The organism is Devosia ginsengisoli (assembly GCF_024707105.1).
GTDB classification, from domain to species: Bacteria; Pseudomonadota; Alphaproteobacteria; order Rhizobiales; family Devosiaceae; genus Devosia; species Devosia ginsengisoli_A.
Genome location: NZ_JANQAJ010000011.1, coordinates 983,649 through 1,003,589 on the forward strand (window position 1 = coordinate 983,649; position 19,941 = coordinate 1,003,589).

Here is a 19,941-nt window from a genome sequence, read left to right on the forward strand (position 1 = left end):
TCACCCGAACTTCCGCGCCGCATCCAGCGCCAGGCCCAGCCCCACGCTGCCCAGCACGTCCGTCCGCACCAGTTCCGCCGCCGGAAACAGCGCCCGCAGCCGCGCGGCGATCGCCGGCACCTGCGTCGATCCACCCGTCAAGATCAGGCTGTCGACCGCCTCGGCCGATACCCCTGCCCGGCGCAACGCCTCTTCAATTGTTGATTCAATGCGCTCCACCGAATTGTGCAGCGCAGTGGTCAAATCATTGATTTCAATCGTGGTCTCGATCCACCGGTCGCGCACCGGAAAGGCGAAATCCGTCGTCGCCGCGTCCGACAGCGCGATCTTGGCCGCTTCCACCGCGCCGACGAGCCGGTGTCCCAGCCGGTCCTCGATCAACTCGATCATCATCTCCACCCGCTCGGGCACCCGCGCCTCGCGCCGCGTCCCGCGCAGGTCACGCAGGGTCTGCGCCGTATAAAGCCGGTTGATGCGGTGCCAGGTGGAAAGATCATGATAAGGCGCCACCGGCAGGTGCCTCTTGCCATCAAGCGTCCGCGTGCCCAGCCCCAGTTCCGGCATCACCTTGCCCATGGACAATAGCCGGTCGAAATCCGTACCGCCGACATGCACGCCGGCGGTCGACAGAATATCGTCGCCCCGCTCCGCCGCCCGCGCCCGCTCCGGCGACACCCGCACCACCGAAAAGTCCGACGTGCCGCCGCCCAGGTCGACGATCAGCGCCAACTGTTCGCTGGTCACCTGCCGCTCGTAATCCAGCGCCGCCGCGATCGGCTCGAACTGGAAATCGACCTGCCGGAACCCTTGGGCGCGCACCGCACTTTCCAACTGCCCCTGCGCCGCCGCATCGGCCACCGGGTCGTCATCGACGAAATGCACCGGCCGCCCGCACACGACCGTATCGACCGGTCCGCCCAGCTCCGCCTCGGCCCGACGTTTCAGCTCGGCGATGAAAATGCCCAATATCTCGATGAAGCCATAGCTGCGCGCCTTGACCCGCGTCGTGTCCCCGATCAGGCTCGTGCCCAGCACGCTCTTGAGCGAGCGCATCAGCCTTCCTTCGGCACCGGTCACATATTCGGCCACCGCCTGCCGGCCGAAATACATCCGGTCATCCTCGAAGCCGAAGAAGATCACGCTGGGAATGGTCTCGCGCCCGTCCTCCAGCTTGAGCAATTGCGGCACGCCGCCGCTGTCGCGCCGTGCAATGGTCGAATTGGACGTGCCGAAGTCGAGGCCGCAAACAAGGGTCATGGCTGCCATCCGAAAGGAAAGCGCCCGCCGGCGCAAAAAGCGCTTTCCGAAAAGTGGGCACCACTTTCCGGTTCGGAAAACGCGACGGGCAAGATTTGGGACGGGCTTCTTAGTGGCTCACGCCACCGCTGGCAAGCCGGACCAGCAACAAGAGTGGAGCCATATCGGCTGGAGTGGAGCCGCCCCCTCGCCCCTTGCGGGAGAGGGGGCTTTTCCGCGGTCAGCGGAAAAGCGGGTGAGGGGTCTGCGTTACCCCATGCCTAGATGTAAAGGACAAAACCCCTCATCCGCCCTTCGGGCACCTTCTCCCGCAAGGGGAGAAGGAAGGACGGGGCCGGCCTCAAGCCGCCCGGCGCTTGCGCTCCTGCGCCGGCCGCAGATCCACGCCTTCGATACGGCCCATGCCGCGGCGGCGGGCCTTCTTCAGCGCCTCGGCGCCGGCCTCGAAGAATTTCTTGTCATAGCCGCCGCGTGGATTGGTCACGGCCAGTCCCATACCCAGCGTCACGATGCCGGCATGGCTTTCCTTGTGCGGCATGGCCAGTTGCCGCACGGCTTCGGCAATCTTGCCGGCCGTTGCCCGCGCCATCAGCGCCGGCATGTCGGGCAGCACGATGACGAAACTGGCGCTGCCCAGTCGCAGGCAGCTATCGCCTTCGCGCGGCAGCACATCGGCAATGGCCCGCATCACGGTCAGCAGGCACTGGTCGGCCTGAACCTTGCCATAGGCGGTGAAATAGTCGGCAAAACGGTCGATCTCGATCACCAGCAGGCTCAGCGACACATGCCGCGCCGCCGCATGGTTCCAGCCCCGCACCAGCTCGCCTTCGATCCGCTCGCCCAGTTTGGGCTTCATGCCGATGGATCGCGCAATGGCCGCCTGCCCATAGGCCGGCACCCGCTCCTGCCGCACAGGTCGCAACAGCGCCAAAGCCGTCCGGACCCGGGTCCAGAACGGCTCGCTCTGATCTTTGATAATCGCGGTGTCGGTCATGGTCATCGCCCATCCTAGGCTCGCGCTGCGCGGGATCAGGCCACAGGAATGGTTAATGACGTGTAAATACGTAGGAGAGACCTCCCACCAGACCAAATTGATGACAGGCTATACCCTGCTATTTGACATATATTGACAGGCTATAGCCTTACAAGTTATATTTTATGACAGGCCTTAACCTGCCAAAATTTTCGTAATGTCAGGTCATGACCTGCAAAGGAGCATGCGATGGCTTGGAATCGGAAACTGCTGCACGCCCGCGAAAAGCTGGACAACCGGCTCGCGCCATTGCGACCGGCAGGCCAGTATCACCCCCCGGCAAAAAGGCTGGGTCAGGGCTATGCGGGATGTGTTGGGAATGTCCGCCGACCAACTCGGCAAGATAATGGGCGTTCGCCGGCAGTCCGTTGCCGATATGGAGCTTTCCGAAGCAAAGGGCAGTATAACGCTCGACACGTTACGTCGGGCCGCCACCGCCATGGATTGCACCCTGGTCTATGCACTGGTCCCCAACACGTCGCTGGAAGCCCTGGTGCAACGGCGCGCCGAGGCCTTGGCCATGGCCGCCATATCCGGCGTTGCCCACACTATGGCGCTGGAGGACCAGCAGGTCACCGGTCCCTTGGGACAGCAGGTCAGGGACTATATCGAAGATCACATCTCCGAACGCGATCTGTGGCGCGACAATGACTGACATCTTTGCCGGGCCGGAGGGATCGACACCTCTCCACCCTCGGGATCAGCGCGGCCTGCGCCAATCGTGGATCACTACCCGCCAAGAGCTCAACGCGGCCGAGCAAGCCAATATCCTTGCCGGCCGCGCCTGGGCGCTGCGCAGCCGGGTCGCGCTGACGTCAGAAGACTACCTGCGCCGGCTGCACCGCCGCATGTTCGACGATGTCTGGTCATGGGCCGGTCAGTTGCGGCAGGTCGAAACCAATATCGGCGCCCTGCCGCACGAGATTCCCATTCGGCTGCGCCAATTTCTCGATGACGTGGGTTACTGGCGCGCCAACCAGACCTGGCCGCCTGACGAGCTGGCCGCGCGATTCCATCATGGCCTCGTGCTGATCCATCCCTTCACCAATGGCAACGGACGCCATACGCGACTCGCCGCCGACCTCATGTGTCGCCAGCTCGGCGTCGCACCCTTCACCTGGGGCCGCCACAGCCTCGACTCCGCCGGCGCAACCCGCCAAGCCTATCTGGCCGCCCTGCATGCGGCCGATAATCACGATTTTGCACCGCTTCTCGCCTTCGTGCGGTCCTAGCCTGTGTTGAGTCTCACGTCAGGGCGAGCCAAAAACGGCGGGTTTCGAGAACCCGAGCGGAGCGTACGTTTGGTACGTGAGCACCGGAAGCGCAGAAAGCTGTCGTTTGCAGGCCGCCATCACGCGAAACTCAACACAGGCTAAAGCCGCTCCGGCGGGTCCCATTCGGGCCAGTCTACGGCGTGGTTTTCCCATTCGCCGGGGGCGACGTCCTTTTCGGCGAAGGTGCGGCCCCGCGCCGAGACGCCGACATCCACCACCGTCTGCGGGTCGCCCGAGACCAGCGGGTGCCACCAGGCCAGACCCTTGCCTTCGGCAATGCGGCGATAGGCGCAGGTGGTGGGAATCCAGGGAATTTCCCGCACATTCTGCGGCGTCAGCTTGATGCAGTCGGGCACCTTCTTCTGCCGGTTGGGATAGTCGGTACAGGTGCAGGTATCGCCGTCGAGCAACTGGCAGCGCACGTCCGAGGTGATCAGCAGGCCGATCTCCTCGTCCTCCAGCTTGATCAGGCAGCAGCGGCCGCAGCCGTCGCAGAGGGCTTCCCACTCCGCATCGGTCATTTCGTCCAGCGTTTTTTCTTCCCAGAAGGCCATTTTAACTCGCGGCTGGTAAAAGGCTGCTTGGAAACTTGCTCTGGCCGCCAGAGCAGATTTTCCGGGCAGCCGCTAAGCCTGTTGCCGGTTTGCCCTTGTCTGTGACGCAACGCAATCATATTCCAGCGATTGCATTGCGTTGATCGCCGCTTGCGGACAACAGTCCGTGAAACCAGCTCCGGGGACATTTGGTGCAGGATCCGTTCTATACCAAGGAAAAGCGCAAGAAATCGGGCAGCATGCTCGCCGCCGATGCGTGGCTGGATTCCTCGCTCTACGAATTCTGGCAGGCGCTGGGCCGTGGCTATACGCGCTTCCAGGATTTCATGAGCATTTTCCACGTCGCCGGTATCCGCCGCTTCTTCGTGGAAATTCTCAGCGACGGCTTTTCCTTCTTCGCCATCGGCTGCGTGCTGATGGCGGCCCTGGCCCTGCCCGCCTTCGACGCCACCGCTTCGGGCGAATTCAACAAGGCCGAGGATTATTCGGTCCTGTTCCAGGATCGCTATGGTACCGAGATTGGCCGCCGCGGCATCCGTTCGGACGATTCCGTCGCCCTCGACGACATGCCCGACTACCTGCTCAAGGCGACGCTGGCCACCGAGGACCGGCGCTTCTACGACCATTTCGGCATCGACGTGGTCGGCACGTTGCGCGCGCTGATGAGCAATGCCGCCGGTGACAATTCCACCCAGGGTGGCTCCTCCATCACCCAGCAGCTCGCCAAGAACCTGTTCCTCTCCTCGGAGCGCACGCTGGAGCGCAAGATCATCGAGGCTTTCCTCGCCGTCTGGCTGGAATGGCACTATTCCAAGGACCAGATTCTCAAGCTCTATTTCGACCGCGCCTATATGGGCGGCGGCAATTTCGGCGTGGTGGCGGCCTCCGACTACTATTTCGGCAAGAAGGTGCAGGACATCAACCTGGCCGAGGCCGCCATGCTGTCCGGCCTGTTCAAGGCCCCGACCCGCTATGCGCCCCACGTCGATCTGGCTGCCGCACGCGGCCGCGCCAATCTGGTCCTTTCCAACATGGTGGCGGCCGGCTTCCTCACCGAGGGCCAGGTCACTGCGGCACGGCGTCATCCGGCCACCCCGATCAGCCGAGCCGACGATGCCAATTCTCCCAATTACTTCCTCGACTGGGCCTTCGAGCAATCCAAGGACCTGATCGAGGCGCATCACCACGCGAGCAACAATTTCGTCGTCCGTACCACGATCGACACCACGCTACAGAAATATGCCGAAGAGGCCGTGGTCTCGACCATTCTCGAACAGGGCGCGCAATACGATGTCAGCCAGGCCGCCATGGTGGTCACCGATACCCAGGGCGCCATTCGCGCCATGGTCGGCGGCACCGACTATGCCAAGAGCCAGTTCAACCGCGCCATCGTCTCCACCCGCCAGCCCGGTTCGGCCTACAAGATCTTCGTCTATTCCGAAGCCTTCGAGCAATTGGGCCTGACGCCCAGCGATCTGATCACCGACCGCCCGGTCTGCATCGGCGACTGGTGCCCGGTCAATTACGGCCGCAACTACAAGGGTACGGTCACCCTGGCCAGCGCCTTTGCCCAGTCGCTCAACACGGTCCCCGTCACCCTCTCGATCAAGACCGGTCGCGAGCCCATTGCCGCACTCAGCCACCGCATGGGCCTGCAGGCCGATTATCCGGTCACCCGCTCGCTGGCGCTGGGCGTCGCCTCGGTGTCGGTGCTGGACATGACCTCGTCCTATGCCGTGCTCGCCAATCACGGCTACAAGACCCCGGGCTATGGCATTACCCGCATGACCACCCTCAATGGCGAACTGGTCTATGAGGTCGATCCCGATGCCCCGCGCGAGCGCGTGCTCAGCGAAACCACCGTGGCCAACATGAATTCCATGCTGCGTGGCGTCGTCACCGGCGGCACCGGCACCCGCGCCCGCATCGAGGGCGTGCCCGTGCTCGGCAAGTCCGGCACCACCTCATCCTACCGCGATGCCTGGTTCTGCGGCTTTACCGGCAACTACGTCGCCGCCGTTTGGATGGGCAATGACGACTATCATGCCACGCGCAACCTCACCGGCGGTACGCTGCCCGCCATGGCCTGGCAGAAATTCATGGCCTATGCCCATACCAATATCGAAATCCTGCCGGTCTTCGGCGTCGATTTCGTGCCCGAACCGCAGGTGGTCGCCGAAGCCGATCCCGATGCGCTGGAAGAAGAAATCATCCAGCGCCCCCCCAGCCTCACCCCTGCCGCCGCCCGCAAACTGGTCGACCTGGCCGGGCGGTTTGCGGCGACGCTGGAGACCGCCGTGCCGGCAGGGCATCAGGCGAGCGTGCCGGCCGGGATGCAGGGGATGTAGTTATTGACTACAATGTAGTCCCGAGCTACATTTAGGCTTGTGAAGCCAGTCGTCTACACCAAAGCCGCGCTGCGCACCCTTGGCCGCCTGCCGCAAAACACCGCGCGGCGCATTCGCGACAAGATTCACGAGTTCGCCGCCGAGCCATCGTCCCAGGCCAACAATATAAAGGCCCTGCACGGCAGCAACCTGATCCGGCTTCGCGTTGGTGACTGGCGAGTCATCATGGATGATGGCGTCGTCCTTGAAATTCTGGAGATCGGGCCGAGAGGCAGTATCTATGGGTAAGGGAGATCGCTGTTGAACGAAATGATCACAATTCCACGTGCCGAATACGATCGCCTCCGCGAGGCAGCCGAAGATCTTGCCGATCTTGAGACTTACAATCGTATCAAGGCCGACCTTGCGGCAGGCCGCGAAGAGCTGATTCCATCCGAATTTGTCGACCGCATGATCGACGGCGAGAGCCCGGTCCGTGTATTCCGCAACCTGCGCGGCATGACCCAGTCCGCCCTGGCCGCCGCATCCGGCGTCAATCGCGTGCAGATCGCCGACATTGAAGCCCGGCGCAAAACCGGCTCCGTCGAAACCCTGCGCAAGCTGGCCGAAGCCCTGCGCGTCACAATCGACGATCTGATTTGATGTCAGACCCATCCTAAAACCGCGATATCGCCAGGCAAGCAGATGGCAAAGGAACTCTGATGCCCCTCGAAACCACCAAGTTTGATATTCAGGACTTCCTCAAAACCCCGGAAGATCGGGCGCCCGTGAAGGACTTTACAAGGCCTCAGCGACAAGGGTGACCCGCGCCTCTCCACCCTGCTGGGAGTCATGCGGGCACTGGGGCTGCAGCTATCGGCCCGTGCGGCCAATGACGACCACGATGGTCCAACCCAATTGACCGGTGGCCAATAACCGCCCTTCCGCCTCCCCGCCCCCCCTTGCTACAACCAGTCCAGCTACTCCGCGCTCAGGTTCCGCCGCCCATGCCGATTCCAGCATTTCCGAGCCGCTGAACCGTGCGCTTCGTATTCTACCTGCTCATGATGATTGCGGTGGCGCTGGGGGTCGGGTTCGGCCTCAGCTATTATGCCCTCACCGACGGGCGCCTGTTCGGCGTGGCGCAGGTGGGGCCGTGGGCCGCCTGGCCCGATGTCGGCGCCAACGCGCCCAATCCCTATACGCGCGGCCATCTCGCGCGCACCGCCGCCTTCGAGCTCGGCCAGTCCGAGGGCCTGCAATTCACTGCCACGTCGGATAGCGACGGCCAGCCGCTCACCCGCAACTGCACCTATCGCATCGACGGCAAGACCCCGCTCGCCACCTTCTGGACCCTGGTGGCGCAGGACGAGGCCGGCATCAATATCGCCGCGCCCGATGTCACCCCCGCCATGCGCAGCAGCGCCATTGCCCGTGCCGAAGATGGCTCCATCATCATCAATGTCGGCACGCAGATCCAGCCCCTCAACTGGCTGGAGCTGACCGGCGAAGGTCCGTTCAAGCTGGTGCTGACCCTTTACGACACCGCTGCCTTTTCCGGCTTTTCCAGCGATGCCTCGATGCCATCGATCATCCGTGGGGCATGCGCATGATCCGCTTCCTGCTCTGGCTGCTGGGTGGCGTGGTGCTGGGCGGCATCATCCATATCGTGGTCATCCTCACCCTGCCGGCCCTGGCCGAACAGTCGGTGTGGAGCCGCGTGGCCGATCTCGATGCCGATAACCGCATGGTCATCCTGCCCCGCGTCGTGGCCGGCGAGCCCAATTCGCTGGGGCTCGACCCCGCCCTGGCCTACGGCCTCTGCCGCGTCGATCTGGACAATGGCCCCGCCTATGTCAGCGGCGTGCTGCCCGAGGCCTTCTGGTCGGTAGCCTTGTTCAACACGTCCGGCATCGTCACCTATTCGACCACCAATCGCGACGGCATCGGCAAGACGCTCGAACTGGGCATTTTCAACGCGGCCCAGACACGCCTGCTGGCCCAGCAGCAGCTCGACATCGCCGAAGGCCTGCTCGTGGTCGAATCCACCAGCGACCAGCTCCTCATCCTCGTCCGCCTCGCCCCGCCCCACCAGGCCATGCGCCACCGCTTCGAACAGGAACTGTCCGAAGTCGAATGCGGCACGCGGGGCTAGAAGCGCCGGCGGCGACAGGCCTCCATCGGCAATATCTTGCCAAATTCCCGCGAACCCTCGGCAACGAATTGCCGATGCGCCGATAAAACGCGCCCATCTGCAGGTTTTTCCGTTTGGCACGCGACTTGCGAAGAGGAGGGCACCGGACCCGAGGAGAGCACGCGGCTCCATTTTTCGACCCGCCTGCATGGGCCGGAGTCTGACTATTTGAGGAGCAATATTGTGACGAACTTTTCCAGAACGACCAGGAGATTGCTGAATGCGACCCTCGTGACATTGGGGGTTGCCGCCGCCGGTCCTGCATTCGCGCAGATGGATGACGGCCCCGCCACCGCCGAGCAATTCGGCGTTGGCCTGCCCCGCGATCACGCCACGACGCTGTTCAGCGACGAGCAATATCCCGAATTCCCCCTGAAGCCGGGCCAGGAGGCCTATGCGGACATCGACGGCCCCCGCATGAAGCAGGATATCGTCAACCTCTCCGCCATCGCGCTCGACTATCGGGACAGTGTGAACAGCCAGTGGTGGGGGCGGTTCCCCGGCACCGACGCCGACCGCGAGGGCATGAAATACATGACGGACGAATATGAGCGTCTGGGCATGACCATCGAAACCATACCCTTCGTCATCCCGCAGGACTGGCGCCCCAATGGCTGGACGGCCAGCTATACCGTCGATGGGGGCGAGCCAGTCACGCTGAACACGGTCTTCCCCGCTTCCGGGACGATGGGCACGAATGCGGAAGACCTGACGGCCGAAGCCATCTGGGTGGGTATCGGCGCCGAGGCCGACTTCCTTGGCCGCGACGTGGCGGGCAAGGCCGTCGTCATCTACTCCACCTTCGTGCCGGGCGGACGAAGCCACTCGGCTTCCGATCGCGCTGGCCTGTTCGATGCCAATACGCGCGCGAAGGATCTTGGCGCGGCCATGATCATCAATGTGATCGCGGTGCCCGGCAATGGCCAGTTCCAGCCTGAGGGCGGGATCAAGGAAGTCCCCCAGGTCACCATCAGCCAGGACGAGGGTTTTGCGCTGCGGGATCGGCTCGGCGCCGGTGAAACCGTGGAGTTCACCCTCAATCTCGACCTGCCCGAAACCCTCAATGTGGAGACGGCCTATACCATCGCCACATTGCCCGGCTCGAGCGAGGAGGAGATCATGGTCCTGGCCCATACAGACGGCTACTTCCAGGCCGCAACGGACAATAATTCCGGCATGGCCAGCGCGCTCGAAATCGCCCGCCATTATGCGGCACTGCCGGTGGAGGAACGCCCCAGGACGATGAAGTTCATCTCCTTCCCCGACCATCACCATGGTGATGCCGAAGAAGGGGTGGAAAGCGACTATTTCCAGGAGCAATACGATTGGAGCAAGGTCGCGCTCAAGCTCACCATGGAGCATCCGTCCGAGACCCTGCTCTACATGTATAACGAGAACCTGACGCCTACCAACAGCATGAGCGCCTCGCGCTGGAATGCCCTTGGCAGCGTCGAATTCGAGGAGATGGCGCTGCAGAAGCTCGTGGACTTCGGTGTCTCGGTTTACGGCGTCGAGGATGGGCCCAAGAATGGCGGCCTGGCCCCGTCATTCCACATCATCAACCATGTGATCTATCACACCAGCCTCGACACGCCCGAACTGGTGCCGACCGAGGGCATGGTGCGCTCGACGCGGGCCTTCGCGGCGATCATCGATGCCGTCAACGAGATGACGCTCGATGAGCTTCGCGGCTCCGGCTTCCCGCCGGAAGACAGTCGAGGCAATGTCCTCGGCCCCATCCACTGACCTGGCAAGGGGGCGCAAGCCCCCTTCTCATTTCCCCCGCAGATAAGGCCGCATCGCCGCGGCATGCTGCGCGGCGAATTCCAGTCGCCTGATCCATTGCAGCGGCTCGTCATCGCCACTGTCTTCTGCGTCGCCGAATTCTTCCACCGTCCGGTAGAACAGCGCATGGGACTCGGCATAGCCCAGCGCCATCCCCGCCCCACGCACCAGCAGCGGCCAGTCGACATCATTGGCCAGCGTATCAACCCGGCTCTCCCGCACGATCAGGTCGGCCGCCGCCGGCGACAGGCGGCGAATGGCGAACATCAGGTCCCAGTTCTCCCCGGTCAGCAGGGCGTGGACATGGTTGACCAGCCGCTCGCTCTGCTGCAGCCGCTGCGGCTCGCGCGCCAGCGCCTCGGGTGAACGCCCCACCACCAGCATGTCGACCTCCGGCTGCTCGGCCAGCACATGGCTCAGGTCTTCCGGATCGCATTCGATCCAGCGCAGCATGTGGTCGAAATCGGCATAAAGCGCCGGCCGCCCCGCCGCCATGGCCACCGCATCGCGCCGCGCCTTGCCGATAATGGCCTCGCCCGCCGCATGGGTCATGATATCAGCGCCCAGTGCCTCCAGTTCCGCCAGCACTTCGGGCCTGGTCGCATCCGACACATTCAGGGCGATATGCGGAAAAATCTGCCGCAAGGAACCGGCCAGCCGCCGCGTGGCCGGCGCGAGCCGTCCTACCGGATCATGCACCGTGGCGGTCAGCACAATGGCGTCCATCAAACCCGATCTCCGCCCACGTCAGTCATTGCTGGTTCTGCGGCAGCCCGTCCGCGATGTCGTAATAGTCGCCCTTGTCGGCCACAAAGATATGCATGGCGAGCTTCACATGCGTCGGCGTGTCGAAGGCCCCCATATAGATGCCGATCCAGTCCCGCTGCGGCGGATCGAAAAACAGCGACGATCCGCAGATTGCGCAGAAGCCGCGCCGCACCTTCTCCGACGACCAGAACCAGGTCACATGCTCCTCGCCGGACACGGTGAGTGCACTGCGCTTCACATCGGTGCCGGCTTCATAATGTCCGGTATGCTTGCGGCACTTCGTGCAATGGCAGGCCGTCGGCGCCGCCAGATCACCCTCGACGGTGAAGCGCACCGCGCCGCACAGGCAGGACCCCTTATGCATGTCATCCCCTCTAGCCAGCCGGAAGTGTTCATTTCGACTTGTTCATTCGTCCGGCGCTTTGGCCCACCCCCACCCTTTGATCCCTCCCCACAAGGGGGGAGGGAGACGATGAACACGGGCGTCAGCGCTGGCGCCTCCCTCCCCTTGATGGGGAGGGATTGAGGGTGGGGTGACGGAAGCCACAGAAGTCCGACGCCCCGCCCTCCGGCCAACCGGGGCACAATAGCGCCCGCGCGAGATGGTGCAATCCTGCCCCGTCAGCCGCCGCGCGCCAGTCCATGCTCCACCAGCCGGTCGATCACATCAGCATAGCCGACGCCGCTGGCATTCATCACCTTGGAATACATGCTGATATCGGTGAAACCGGGAATGGTGTTGATCTCGTTGACCAGGAATTTCAGGTCTTCGGTCACGAAGAAATCCACCCGCGCCATGCCATCGCAGCCCAGCGCCCGGAACGCCCTGGCGGCTGCCGCCTGCATCGCGGCCTCGACCGTTTCGGGCAGGCTGGCCGGCACCAGCAGGGCCGCCCCGTCGGCATCGATATACTTGGCCTCATAGGTGTAAAAGCCGTGGCTTGCGGCCGGCACGACCTCGCCCATGCGGGAGACGAACAAGCTCCCGTCCTTGTCCTCCAGCACCGCGCATTCCACTTCGCGGCCGGCAATGAAGGCCTCGGCCAGCAGCTTGCTGTCATGCTTGAAGCCTTCGACGAGAGCAGCCCGATAGTCGGCCTCCGACGACACCTTGCTGACACCCACCGACGAGCCCTGCCGCGCCGGCTTGATGAAGATCGGCAGGCCCAGCGCATCCCGCAGCGCAGCGAAGTCCGGGGCAGTATCCGGCACAATGGTGACCGACGCCGCGACGGGCGCCCCGGCCTCCTTCAGCAGCCGTTTGGCAAGGTCCTTGTCGAGCGCATTGGCCGAGCCGGCAATGCCGCAGCCCACCAGCGGCACCCGCGCCACCGCCGCCAGTCCCTGCACCGAGCCGTCCTCGCCCCACAGGCCATGCAACACCGGAAACAGGATATCGATATCGGGCAAGGCGTAAGCCGCGCCATCGGTCGGCAGTGCCAGCACCCGCCCGCGCCCACCCGGCACAAGGCAGAGTTCTGTGCCTGTAGCCGGTTGGGCCGGCACGCCGTCATCAAAACTGCTGAGCAGCCAATGACCTTCGCGCGTCACGAAAACAGGCACGGCGTCGTAGCGAGCGGGGTCCAGCGCAGCCAGCACATTGGTGGCAGACAGTACCGAAACATCGTGTTCGGCCGACCGTCCACCGAACAAAACCGCGATACGCACCCGTTCACCCATGACCATCTCCAGACTGTCCGCGCCTGCCGCAAGGCAGATTCGCCATACAGTCTTGTGGCCTATCCGAGCGCGCCGGTCACCCCACCGGCCAGTGCCAGCAGCAGCACGACCATCCAGGGCGGCGCCTTCCAGGCCACCAAGGCCACGAAGCCGGCCAGTGCCAGCGCGAAATCCAGCGGTGTCAGCACCGCGCTGGTCCAGACCGGATCGTAGAGCGCCGCCCCGAGTATCCCCACCACCGCGGCATTAGCGCCGCGCATGCCCGCCTGGGCCAGCGGCAGCGCCCGCAGCCCGTCCCAGAAGGGTAGCGCGCCCACCAGCAGCAACATGCCCGGCAGGAAGATCGCCACCAGCGCAATACCCGCGCCGAGCACCCCATTCGGCATCGGCCCGCCCATGGCGCCCAGATAGGCGGCAAAGGTAAAGAGCGGCCCCGGCACGGCCTGCGCCGCCCCATAGCCGGCGAGAAACGCATCCTTGCTCACCCAGCCGCTGGCCACCGTCTCGGCATCGAGCAGTGGCAGCACCACATGCCCGCCCCCGAACACCAGCGAACCGGCGCGATAGAAGGCGTCGAACAGGTCCAGCCCATGCGCATTGACCGACGCCGCGAGTATCGGCAGGCCCACCAGCAGCACGGCAAACAGCCCCAGGCACACCAAGCCAACCGTCCGGCTCACCGGAAACCGCGTCATCGGCGCCGCCATCCCCGCCCCGTCCCGGCAGAAGACCAGCCCGGCCAGTCCCCCGAGCAGAATCGCCGCCACCTGTCCCAGCGATCCGGCCAGCAGAATCGTCACGGCAACCGCCGCCACGGCAATCGTCGCCCTTTGCCGGTCCGGCGTCAGGCTGCGCGCCATGCCCCACACGGCCTGCGCCACTACGGCCACGGCCACCAGTTTCAAGCCATGCAGCACGCCCTGCGCCACCGGCCCATCCAGCATGGCCGCGCCCAGCGCGAAGACCACCAGCAAGGCGGCCGATGGCAGGGTGAATGCCGCCCAGGCTGCCAGCGCCCCTAGCGGCCCGGCCCGATAGAGCCCGAGCGCAAACCCGACCTGGCTCGATGCTGGTCCGGGCAGGAACTGGCACAAAGCCACCAGGTCGGCATATTCGGCCTCGCCCAGCCAGCGCCGCCGCACCACGATCTCGTCGCGAAAATAACCGAGATGGGCAATCGGCCCACCGAAGGAGGTCAGTCCGAGCTTGAGGAAAGCGAGAAACACTTCGTCGGCCGTGCCGGTTCTCGCTGCTCTCTCCACGCCCACCCCCCAACTCACCGCCCTATTTCGGCAGCACGATCTCGGTGTCGCCGATATTCTGGAAGCGTGACGGTATGACGACACCGCCTCCGCCACCGGGATGCCCACCCGGCGAGGCGCAGAAATCGCGGCGATTGGCCCGGTTCACGAACACCGCCATGCGCCGCAAGGCCTCGTCCACCGCCAGCGACTGCTCATGCGGGGTTTCCACCAGCAGGTTGTCGAGCGCGTAGTCATAGCTCGAATAGCGATAGTTCAGCGCCCGCACGAACCAGTCGATAAAAGCGTCATTTTCATATTTCCGCGCCGCCACTTCTTCGCCGAGGCGTGGCGGCAGGTCGTGGCCCAGCCCGCCATAGGCAATGGCGCGTTGCCGGTCGATCTCGATCACCTTGCAGATGGCGATAAAGGTCGTCGGCAGCGTGTCGATATCGGCCGTCACATGCCGGCCCACCGTCGCATAGCGCGTGCGCGAGGACTGATACTGGGTGGTCTTGAGCCAGTTGTAATAGCGCTCGATGGTGAAGCGCTCGTCGCGCGGCCGCACGATGCGGGTGCGCTGCAGTTCCACGGCGCTGTCGAATTGCCAGTCCTTGGCATGAACGGCCACCAGGAAGCGCCAGACGCGGTCATGCATCTCCTCTTCCTGGTCGGTCTTGTTGAAGCTCGAAACCGGCTCCCGCCTGTTGGCGGCGATAACCTCGCCGGCGGCAGGCATGGCCGTGTCATGGGTCCAGCTTGGCGCGGCGCGACCGAAATCCCCCACGGGTCGCGCGACGCAGCCGGCCAGCACGGCGGCCAGGGCCAATGCGCCGGCCAGGCGAGAAAACTTATCCACGCTTACGCTTGGGCCGCGTAGGATCGAGCCTGGTGTTTGGCGGCTGCGATGTCCCGCGCTCATAACGTACCCCGGTGAAAATAAGGATCTGGGCGTTGCCGGGCTTGTCCGCCCCACCTTTTGTGGCTCTTGGCCGCTGATCGAATTTAACGAGCTTTCCCAAGCCGGCCTCCAGTTCGCTCGCTCCTCCATTCCCATTGGAGGCCACGGTTTTGCGCTGCAAATCAGTCGCGTGACGCCCCTCGCACCGACCCGCTCATAGCCGCATTAAGAGATCGTCAAGGTTAACAGTCTGCTAACGAATTCGCGGCAAGAGTGAATGCGCATCGAATGTGATGCGATTCCGGATAGACGGTCCTCCAGATATGCTTGGTTTTCAGCCTTACGAGACGTTTCAACTGCTCATCGAGACGGGCGGCGTCGACCGTACGAATACCTTGCTGATCGCGGCCTGCGACGCCTATGCGCGGCGCGGCAAGCCGACCCATCCCGAATTGGAACAGTTCGAAGCCCTGGCCGGGCGGCTCTTCCCCATTGCCGGCCCGCAGGCCCGCGCCAAGGGCGCCGCCATTCTGGGCCGCGCCGAAATGCTGTCCCCTGCCCTCGAACAACTGGTGGTCGACAATATCGGGGAAGACCTCAACCAGTTCCTTTCCGGCGCCGTCGACCTCTCCGAGCCCACCATGCTCGACATCATCGCCCGCTATGACGTACCGGCGGCGGCCACCATCGCGGCCCGCGCCGATCTCTCCAATGTCGTCCTGGCCAAGCTGTTCCAGATGAATTCGCGCAAGGTTTACCGGGCCTTGGCGTCCAATACCTCGATCGTGCCGCGCGGCGCTTATCTCAGCGCCCTGGCCCGCTCCGCGCAGATGGACCACATGGTCGCCGAATCGCTGGCCAAGCGCGCCGACTTCGACGCCGCCCTGCTGGCTCCGGCCTTCTTCGACCTTTCCGACATCGACCGGGTCAAGGTCATCCAGGCTTTCGCCCATCGCGAAACGCCCAAGGCACCGATCAGCAAGACCATCGAGCAGATCACCGTCGCCAATGCCGAGCTGACCAAGGCGCTGATGAAGCTCTTCTCCGAGAATCGCCGTCCCGAAGTCACCCGCCTGCTGTCCCAGATCAGCGGGCTCGACGAAGTGCGCTGTGGCCAGATCGCGCATGACGTTACCGGCGCCTCGCTCTTCGTCATCCTGCGCGCCTTTGGCTGCACCGCCTATGACGGGCTCAAGGTGCTGATCCACGCCACCAGCCACGACAGCGAGCGCTCCCGCGCTTTGGCCGATTTCGCCACCCTGTTCGGCAATGTCACCCCGGAATCAATGGCTTACCTGATGAGCGCCTGGCGCGGCGAGGTGAACCTGCTCGAGCTCAACAAGCCCGAATACAGGCCCTTCGTCGAAGCGGCCCCGCGCCGTGCCCCGGCCAATACGCTGGCTCCGGCCCATAATCCGGTGGTCGATCAGGCCATCGAGGCCCTGGCCCGCATCGGCGCCCGTCGCGCGAGCTGAACCTCTACGAGAACAACAGAGACCTCATGGTGAGCTTGTCGAACCACGAGGTCGAGCGAGTGGAGCTATCCTGCCACGCCCTCATGATTCGACAGGCTCACCATGAGGACTACTGGATGACCTCGATGCCGAGATCGTCCCCACGCAGGTCGAGGCTCAGCACCCAGAGATCGGGGTCGAATTTGACCTCCTGGGCGATGCGCTCCGTCACCTTGGGCGGCTCCACGCGATTGAAGCGGCGCTGGAAGATTAGGCTCGCATCGTCCTGGCGGCTGGCCATCGGGGCCGGCGTGAACAGCGAACGGGTGCCATCGAGATGATCGACCTCGATGAAAACCTGGCCGGCAATGGGGTCGCCGCGGCGCGCCACCACGCAAATATTGCCGAGATCGTTGTGGCGGCGAACGAAAACGCCGCACCACAAATCGCTGCGCAAGGCCCTCATGCAAGGGCCGGTAAGATCATGCTGTTCATGCGACCAGCTTAGATCGCCGCCCCGGCCTGCCGCAACAGGCCGACCAGATCGGGGTTCACCTGCCCGGTCACCCGATAGCTGTGGAAGTTCTCGAATTCGCGGATGGCCTTGGCCGTGGCGTCGCCCGGATGGCCATCGATCGAACCATGGTAGAAACCGAGGCTCGCCAGTCCCGTCTGGATCTGGCTGACCAGTTGCACATTATTGGCCGGCGCCACCGCTGCGGGCGGAGCCATGGGTTCGAGCGAAGCCACCTGCACCGGTGCCGGCATCTGCTGGGCCTGGGGCGCCGCCACCAGCGGCAGGGCCGGAATCGGCTTGACCGCAGGAGCGGCCGGCGGCGTACGGCCACCGTCGACGGCGGCCACGATGGAATCAATGGTCTGAGCCGCAGCATTGCCGATCGTATCGACCGCCTGGTCCACCGGCGACAAATCCGGCAGGCGCGCTACGACGCGGTCAGGCTGCGCCACCGGCTGCGGCTGGGTAACCTGCGGCGCAGGCTGCACGACAACCGCCTGCTGCACCGCCGGCGCCGGCTGGGCCACCGGCACCAGGCCCGCCGTATCGGCGCGCAGAATCGCGTCGATCACGTCACGCGTCATCGCGCCGGTCGGCGTCATTCCGTTGCGCTCCTCGAAGGCGCGAATCGCATTGGCCGTCATCGGCCCGTAGAAACCATCGACCGTGCCGTTGAAGAGGCCGAGTTCGGTCAGCTTCTTCTGCACGGCAAAGGCGTCGCTATTGCCGACGGGCGCAGCGGGAATCACCGGCGCGGGGGCCGCGACACTGCCGGTGGTTTCCTGCGTCACCGGCGTGGTGACGACGGCCGTTTCGCGTACCGGCGCGGGCATGGGCTCGGGCGCGGCGGCCGGCTCGGCCACCGGCACATCCATGGCCGGCGCGAAGAAGGGCGCGGGGTGCCGTGCGGTCTGGAAATAGAGGGCGTTGCTCGCCGCCAGCGCGGTCAGGGTGACCAGCGCCAGCATGCCCGTCGAGGCCAGTGGCGCCCGCATGTAGCGGGACATGGTCCACAGGCCGGCGCGGCCCAGCGAGGTTGCAACAGCGGTGCCCGCCAGCAAAGGCAGGCGGGTGAAAGTGGTTGCCGTCATTGCGCTTTTCTTTTTTCGTCTTGCCATGAATGAACAGGAGCGGCGGCTGGCTCTTTGCGGAGAGGAGTGACGATGGCAGTTTCGTCGGTCTTTATTGCCGGACCGTTTATAGGCAGCAAAACAGTGACCGTTGTCCCCGCCCCAATTTCGGACATGGCCCGCAAAGTGCCCTCATGCAGGTCGACCAGGCCCTTGACGATGGAGAGGCCAAGCCCCGTCCCCTCATAACGGCGCGACAATCCGTCCTGCACCTGGAAGAAGGGCTCACCGATTCGGGTCAGCGCTTCGGGCGCCATGCCGACGCCATGGTCGCTGACCGACAGGTTGAGGCTCTGGCCCTGCCGCTTGAGGCTGATCGTCACCCTGCCCCCGGGATGGCTGAACTTGATGGCATTGGACAGCAGGTTGAGCAGGATCTGCCGGCAGGCGCGCTCATCCGCAACCAGCGGGGGCAGCGGGCTGGCAATATCGGTCACCAGCGTCACCTGGTGCTTGGCCGCCATGGCCTCGACCATGCTGAGGCAGGGCTCGATCATGTCTTCGACCACAAAAGGTTCGGTCTGCAATTCGAACTTGCCGGCCTCGATCTTGGACATGTCGAGCAGCATGCGCACCACTTCGAGCAGGTGCTTGCCGCTCTGGTGAATCAGGCCCGCATATTCACGATGCGTGGTCGACAGCTCCCCGCCGATGCCGCTGCTCATCATTTCCGAGAAGCCAACCACGGCATTGAGCGGCGTGCGCAATTCATGCCCGATCGTGGCGAGGAAACGCGACTTGGCCTCCGACGCTTCCTCGGCGGTGCGGCGCGCCTCGGCCATGGCCAGTTCATTGTCCTTGCGGCTGGTAATGTCGCGGAACAAAGCCACGACTTCATGCCGCAACCCGGCATTGTCGGCGTCCTGCACCGGCGAAAAGCTGATTTCGACCCAGATGAAGCGGGGCACGCTGGTCATGGCGCGCGGATCGTCCTGGCGCATCCGCACTTCGATCACCCGAGACTTGCCGCCCTGGTTGGCGTCGGCAAAGGCGGTGAGATAGGCGGGGCGATCCAGCACATGCAGCCGCTCGCCCAGCCCACCGCCCGACAATTCATAGCGGCGGCAGCCGAAAAGCTGCTCGGACGAGCGCGAAGCCAGCAGGATTTCGCCATCGCTGGAAAAGCGGATCACGCCATCCTGCACATGCTCGATCAGGTGCCGATAGGCGGTCATCTGCGCCTTGTCATAGACCTCATAGGCCGCGTTGATACGGTTGGCGGTATGCGCGATGATCGCGACACTGGTTACGAAGGCGACGATGGCGGTGGCCATCAACGCCCCTGCTCCAACCGGAATCGCCGGCATTGCAAAAGCCGCGCCGATCCCGGCCAGCCCCACCACGCCGGCCAGCAGGGCCCAGCTCTGGTGCCGCAGGGGTTTGCGCCCCACCAGCGAGGCCAGGATTGGCGCCATGACGGCAATGGCCAAGCCCGCATCGCCCAGGCGCGGATCGGCCAGGGTCAGCATGCAGCCGAGCGCCAGCAGGATGCAGACCTGTCCGGCCGCCGCTTCTTCGAACAGCCGGCGCTGATGCAGAGCCAGCGTAATCATGCCGCCGGCAAGGCCGAGCACGGCGACGGCAAAGGGGAAAGCAGTGCCCGTCACCAGCCCATAGACCGCAAAGGGCATGGCCAGGGCGCTGAACAGAATCAGGATGCGGGCATTGTTGGCCAGCGTCTTGCGGCGCAGCATTTCCGGGCGGTGGCCGGTGCCGGCAACGGCCAGGGACATCTCTTTGCTTGCGCCGAAAGAGAACAGGCTACGCATACGCATTACTCACTATCACGACGCCAGCAGTCATGGATGCCGGAGGCACCAGTTACG

Annotated in this window: 20 protein-coding genes; 9 read left to right on the forward strand and 11 right to left on the reverse strand. The window is 64.3% G+C overall.

Annotated features, from left to right (window positions below):
* Complete coding sequence (locus tag NVV79_RS18875; protein WP_303992544.1) at positions 1-1,257, reverse strand: Hsp70 family protein; 1,257 nt, start codon at positions 1,255-1,257, stop codon at positions 1-3.
* A 340-nt stretch (positions 1,258-1,597) separates the two neighbouring features.
* Positions 1,598-2,251, reverse strand: coding sequence for a diguanylate cyclase (locus tag NVV79_RS18880; RefSeq protein WP_303992547.1), 654 nt, complete (start codon positions 2,249-2,251; stop codon positions 1,598-1,600).
* Between the two features lie 358 nt (positions 2,252-2,609).
* On the opposite strand from NVV79_RS18880, the gene NVV79_RS18885 reads away from it, so the two are divergent.
* On the forward strand, positions 2,610-2,945 hold the full coding sequence (locus tag NVV79_RS18885) for a transcriptional regulator (RefSeq protein WP_369684744.1): 336 nt from the start codon (positions 2,610-2,612) through the stop codon (positions 2,943-2,945).
* Positions 2,938-3,522 carry a mobile mystery protein B gene (locus NVV79_RS18890; protein WP_303992551.1) on the forward strand — a complete coding sequence of 195 codons (585 nt, stop codon included), beginning with the start codon at positions 2,938-2,940 and terminating at the stop codon, positions 3,520-3,522. The genes NVV79_RS18885 and NVV79_RS18890 overlap by 8 nt, the downstream gene beginning before the upstream one ends.
* Positions 3,523-3,662: 140 nt before the next feature.
* Here the strand turns inward: NVV79_RS18890 and NVV79_RS18895 are convergent, their stop codons facing one another.
* On the reverse strand, positions 3,663-4,118 hold the full coding sequence (locus NVV79_RS18895; RefSeq protein ID WP_303992553.1) for a YcgN family cysteine cluster protein: 456 nt from the start codon (positions 4,116-4,118) through the stop codon (positions 3,663-3,665).
* Positions 4,119-4,309: 191 nt separating this feature from the next.
* Between NVV79_RS18895 and NVV79_RS18900 the strand changes: the two genes are divergently transcribed.
* The 6 genes from NVV79_RS18900 to NVV79_RS18925 all read left to right on the forward strand — a co-directional run bounded on the left by NVV79_RS18900 (position 4,310) and on the right by NVV79_RS18925 (position 10,385).
* Positions 4,310-6,466 (forward strand): transglycosylase domain-containing protein, encoded by a 2,157-nt coding sequence (locus NVV79_RS18900; protein ID WP_303992558.1) that lies wholly within the window; start codon positions 4,310-4,312, stop codon positions 6,464-6,466.
* 39 nt (positions 6,467-6,505) lie between these two features.
* Complete coding sequence (locus NVV79_RS18905; protein WP_303992561.1) at positions 6,506-6,754, forward strand: type II toxin-antitoxin system RelE/ParE family toxin; 249 nt, start codon at positions 6,506-6,508, stop codon at positions 6,752-6,754.
* Between the two features lie 21 nt (positions 6,755-6,775).
* Positions 6,776-7,108, forward strand: coding sequence for a helix-turn-helix transcriptional regulator (locus NVV79_RS18910; RefSeq protein ID WP_303992786.1), 333 nt, complete (start codon positions 6,776-6,778; stop codon positions 7,106-7,108).
* A 377-nt stretch (positions 7,109-7,485) separates the two neighbouring features.
* Positions 7,486-8,058, forward strand: coding sequence for a DUF1214 domain-containing protein (locus tag NVV79_RS18915; protein WP_303992563.1), 573 nt, complete (start codon positions 7,486-7,488; stop codon positions 8,056-8,058).
* A complete protein-coding gene (locus tag NVV79_RS18920; RefSeq protein WP_303992566.1) occupies positions 8,055-8,600 on the forward strand; it encodes a hypothetical protein in 546 nt (181 codons plus the stop codon). Before NVV79_RS18915 ends, NVV79_RS18920 begins: the two co-directional genes overlap by 4 nt.
* 222 nt (positions 8,601-8,822) lie before the next feature.
* Positions 8,823-10,385 carry a M28 family peptidase gene (locus NVV79_RS18925; RefSeq protein ID WP_303992568.1) on the forward strand — a complete coding sequence of 521 codons (1,563 nt, stop codon included), beginning with the start codon at positions 8,823-8,825 and terminating at the stop codon, positions 10,383-10,385.
* A gap of 27 nt (positions 10,386-10,412) precedes the next feature.
* On the opposite strand, the gene NVV79_RS18930 is transcribed toward NVV79_RS18925, so the two are convergent.
* The 5 genes from NVV79_RS18930 to NVV79_RS18950 all read right to left on the reverse strand — a co-directional run bounded on the left by NVV79_RS18930 (position 10,413) and on the right by NVV79_RS18950 (position 14,972).
* Positions 10,413-11,153, reverse strand: a complete 741-nt coding sequence (locus tag NVV79_RS18930; RefSeq protein WP_303992571.1) for a hypothetical protein — start codon at positions 11,151-11,153, stop codon at positions 10,413-10,415.
* 22 nt (positions 11,154-11,175) lie between these two features.
* Positions 11,176-11,556, reverse strand: coding sequence for a GFA family protein (locus NVV79_RS18935; RefSeq protein ID WP_303992574.1), 381 nt, complete (start codon positions 11,554-11,556; stop codon positions 11,176-11,178).
* A gap of 257 nt (positions 11,557-11,813) precedes the next feature.
* Positions 11,814-12,878, reverse strand: coding sequence for a D-alanine--D-alanine ligase family protein (locus NVV79_RS18940; protein ID WP_303992577.1), 1,065 nt, complete (start codon positions 12,876-12,878; stop codon positions 11,814-11,816).
* Between the two features lie 53 nt (positions 12,879-12,931).
* Positions 12,932-14,134, reverse strand: coding sequence for a chromate efflux transporter (chrA, locus tag NVV79_RS18945; protein WP_303992580.1), 1,203 nt, complete (start codon positions 14,132-14,134; stop codon positions 12,932-12,934).
* A 22-nt stretch (positions 14,135-14,156) separates the two neighbouring features.
* Positions 14,157-14,972, reverse strand: coding sequence for a hypothetical protein (locus NVV79_RS18950; protein ID WP_303992583.1), 816 nt, complete (start codon positions 14,970-14,972; stop codon positions 14,157-14,159).
* A gap of 365 nt (positions 14,973-15,337) precedes the next feature.
* On the opposite strand from NVV79_RS18950, the gene NVV79_RS18955 reads away from it, so the two are divergent.
* Positions 15,338-16,489: a DUF2336 domain-containing protein gene (locus NVV79_RS18955; protein ID WP_303992585.1), complete on the forward strand. Its 1,152-nt coding sequence runs from the start codon at positions 15,338-15,340 to the stop codon at positions 16,487-16,489.
* A 109-nt stretch (positions 16,490-16,598) separates the two neighbouring features.
* On the opposite strand, the gene NVV79_RS18960 is transcribed toward NVV79_RS18955, so the two are convergent.
* The 3 genes from NVV79_RS18960 to NVV79_RS18970 are packed head-to-tail and all read right to left on the reverse strand — an operon-like array spanning position 16,599 to position 19,848.
* Complete coding sequence (locus NVV79_RS18960; RefSeq protein WP_303992587.1) at positions 16,599-16,925, reverse strand: DUF1491 family protein; 327 nt, start codon at positions 16,923-16,925, stop codon at positions 16,599-16,601.
* A 47-nt stretch (positions 16,926-16,972) separates the two neighbouring features.
* Positions 16,973-18,076, reverse strand: a complete 1,104-nt coding sequence (locus tag NVV79_RS18965) for a peptidoglycan-binding protein (protein WP_303992590.1) — start codon at positions 18,074-18,076, stop codon at positions 16,973-16,975.
* A complete protein-coding gene (locus tag NVV79_RS18970) occupies positions 18,073-19,848 on the reverse strand; it encodes a PAS domain-containing sensor histidine kinase (protein ID WP_303992593.1) in 1,776 nt (591 codons plus the stop codon). The genes NVV79_RS18965 and NVV79_RS18970 overlap by 4 nt, the downstream gene beginning before the upstream one ends.
* Between the last annotated feature and the right edge of the window lie 93 nt (positions 19,849-19,941).

Coding starts and splice junctions, on each gene's coding strand:
- NVV79_RS18955 (WP_303992585.1), top strand. CDS start 15,338: ATGCTTGGTTTTCAGCCTTACGAGACGTTTCAACTGCTCATCGAGACG.
- NVV79_RS18935 (WP_303992574.1), bottom strand. CDS start 11,556: ATGCATAAGGGGTCCTGCCTGTGCGGCGCGGTGCGCTTCACCGTCGAG.
- NVV79_RS18890 (WP_303992551.1), top strand. CDS start 2,938: ATGACTGACATCTTTGCCGGGCCGGAGGGATCGACACCTCTCCACCCT.
- NVV79_RS18875 (WP_303992544.1), bottom strand. CDS start 1,257: ATGACCCTTGTTTGCGGCCTCGACTTCGGCACGTCCAATTCGACCATT.
- NVV79_RS18895 (WP_303992553.1), bottom strand. CDS start 4,118: ATGGCCTTCTGGGAAGAAAAAACGCTGGACGAAATGACCGATGCGGAG.
- NVV79_RS18910 (WP_303992786.1), top strand. CDS start 6,776: ATGATCACAATTCCACGTGCCGAATACGATCGCCTCCGCGAGGCAGCC.
- NVV79_RS18885 (WP_369684744.1), top strand. CDS start 2,610: ATGTCCGCCGACCAACTCGGCAAGATAATGGGCGTTCGCCGGCAGTCC.
- NVV79_RS18920 (WP_303992566.1), top strand. CDS start 8,055: ATGATCCGCTTCCTGCTCTGGCTGCTGGGTGGCGTGGTGCTGGGCGGC.
- NVV79_RS18880 (WP_303992547.1), bottom strand. CDS start 2,251: ATGACCGACACCGCGATTATCAAAGATCAGAGCGAGCCGTTCTGGACC.
- NVV79_RS18940 (WP_303992577.1), bottom strand. CDS start 12,878: ATGGTCATGGGTGAACGGGTGCGTATCGCGGTTTTGTTCGGTGGACGG.
- NVV79_RS18965 (WP_303992590.1), bottom strand. CDS start 18,076: ATGACGGCAACCACTTTCACCCGCCTGCCTTTGCTGGCGGGCACCGCT.
- NVV79_RS18970 (WP_303992593.1), bottom strand. CDS start 19,848: ATGTCCCTGGCCGTTGCCGGCACCGGCCACCGCCCGGAAATGCTGCGC.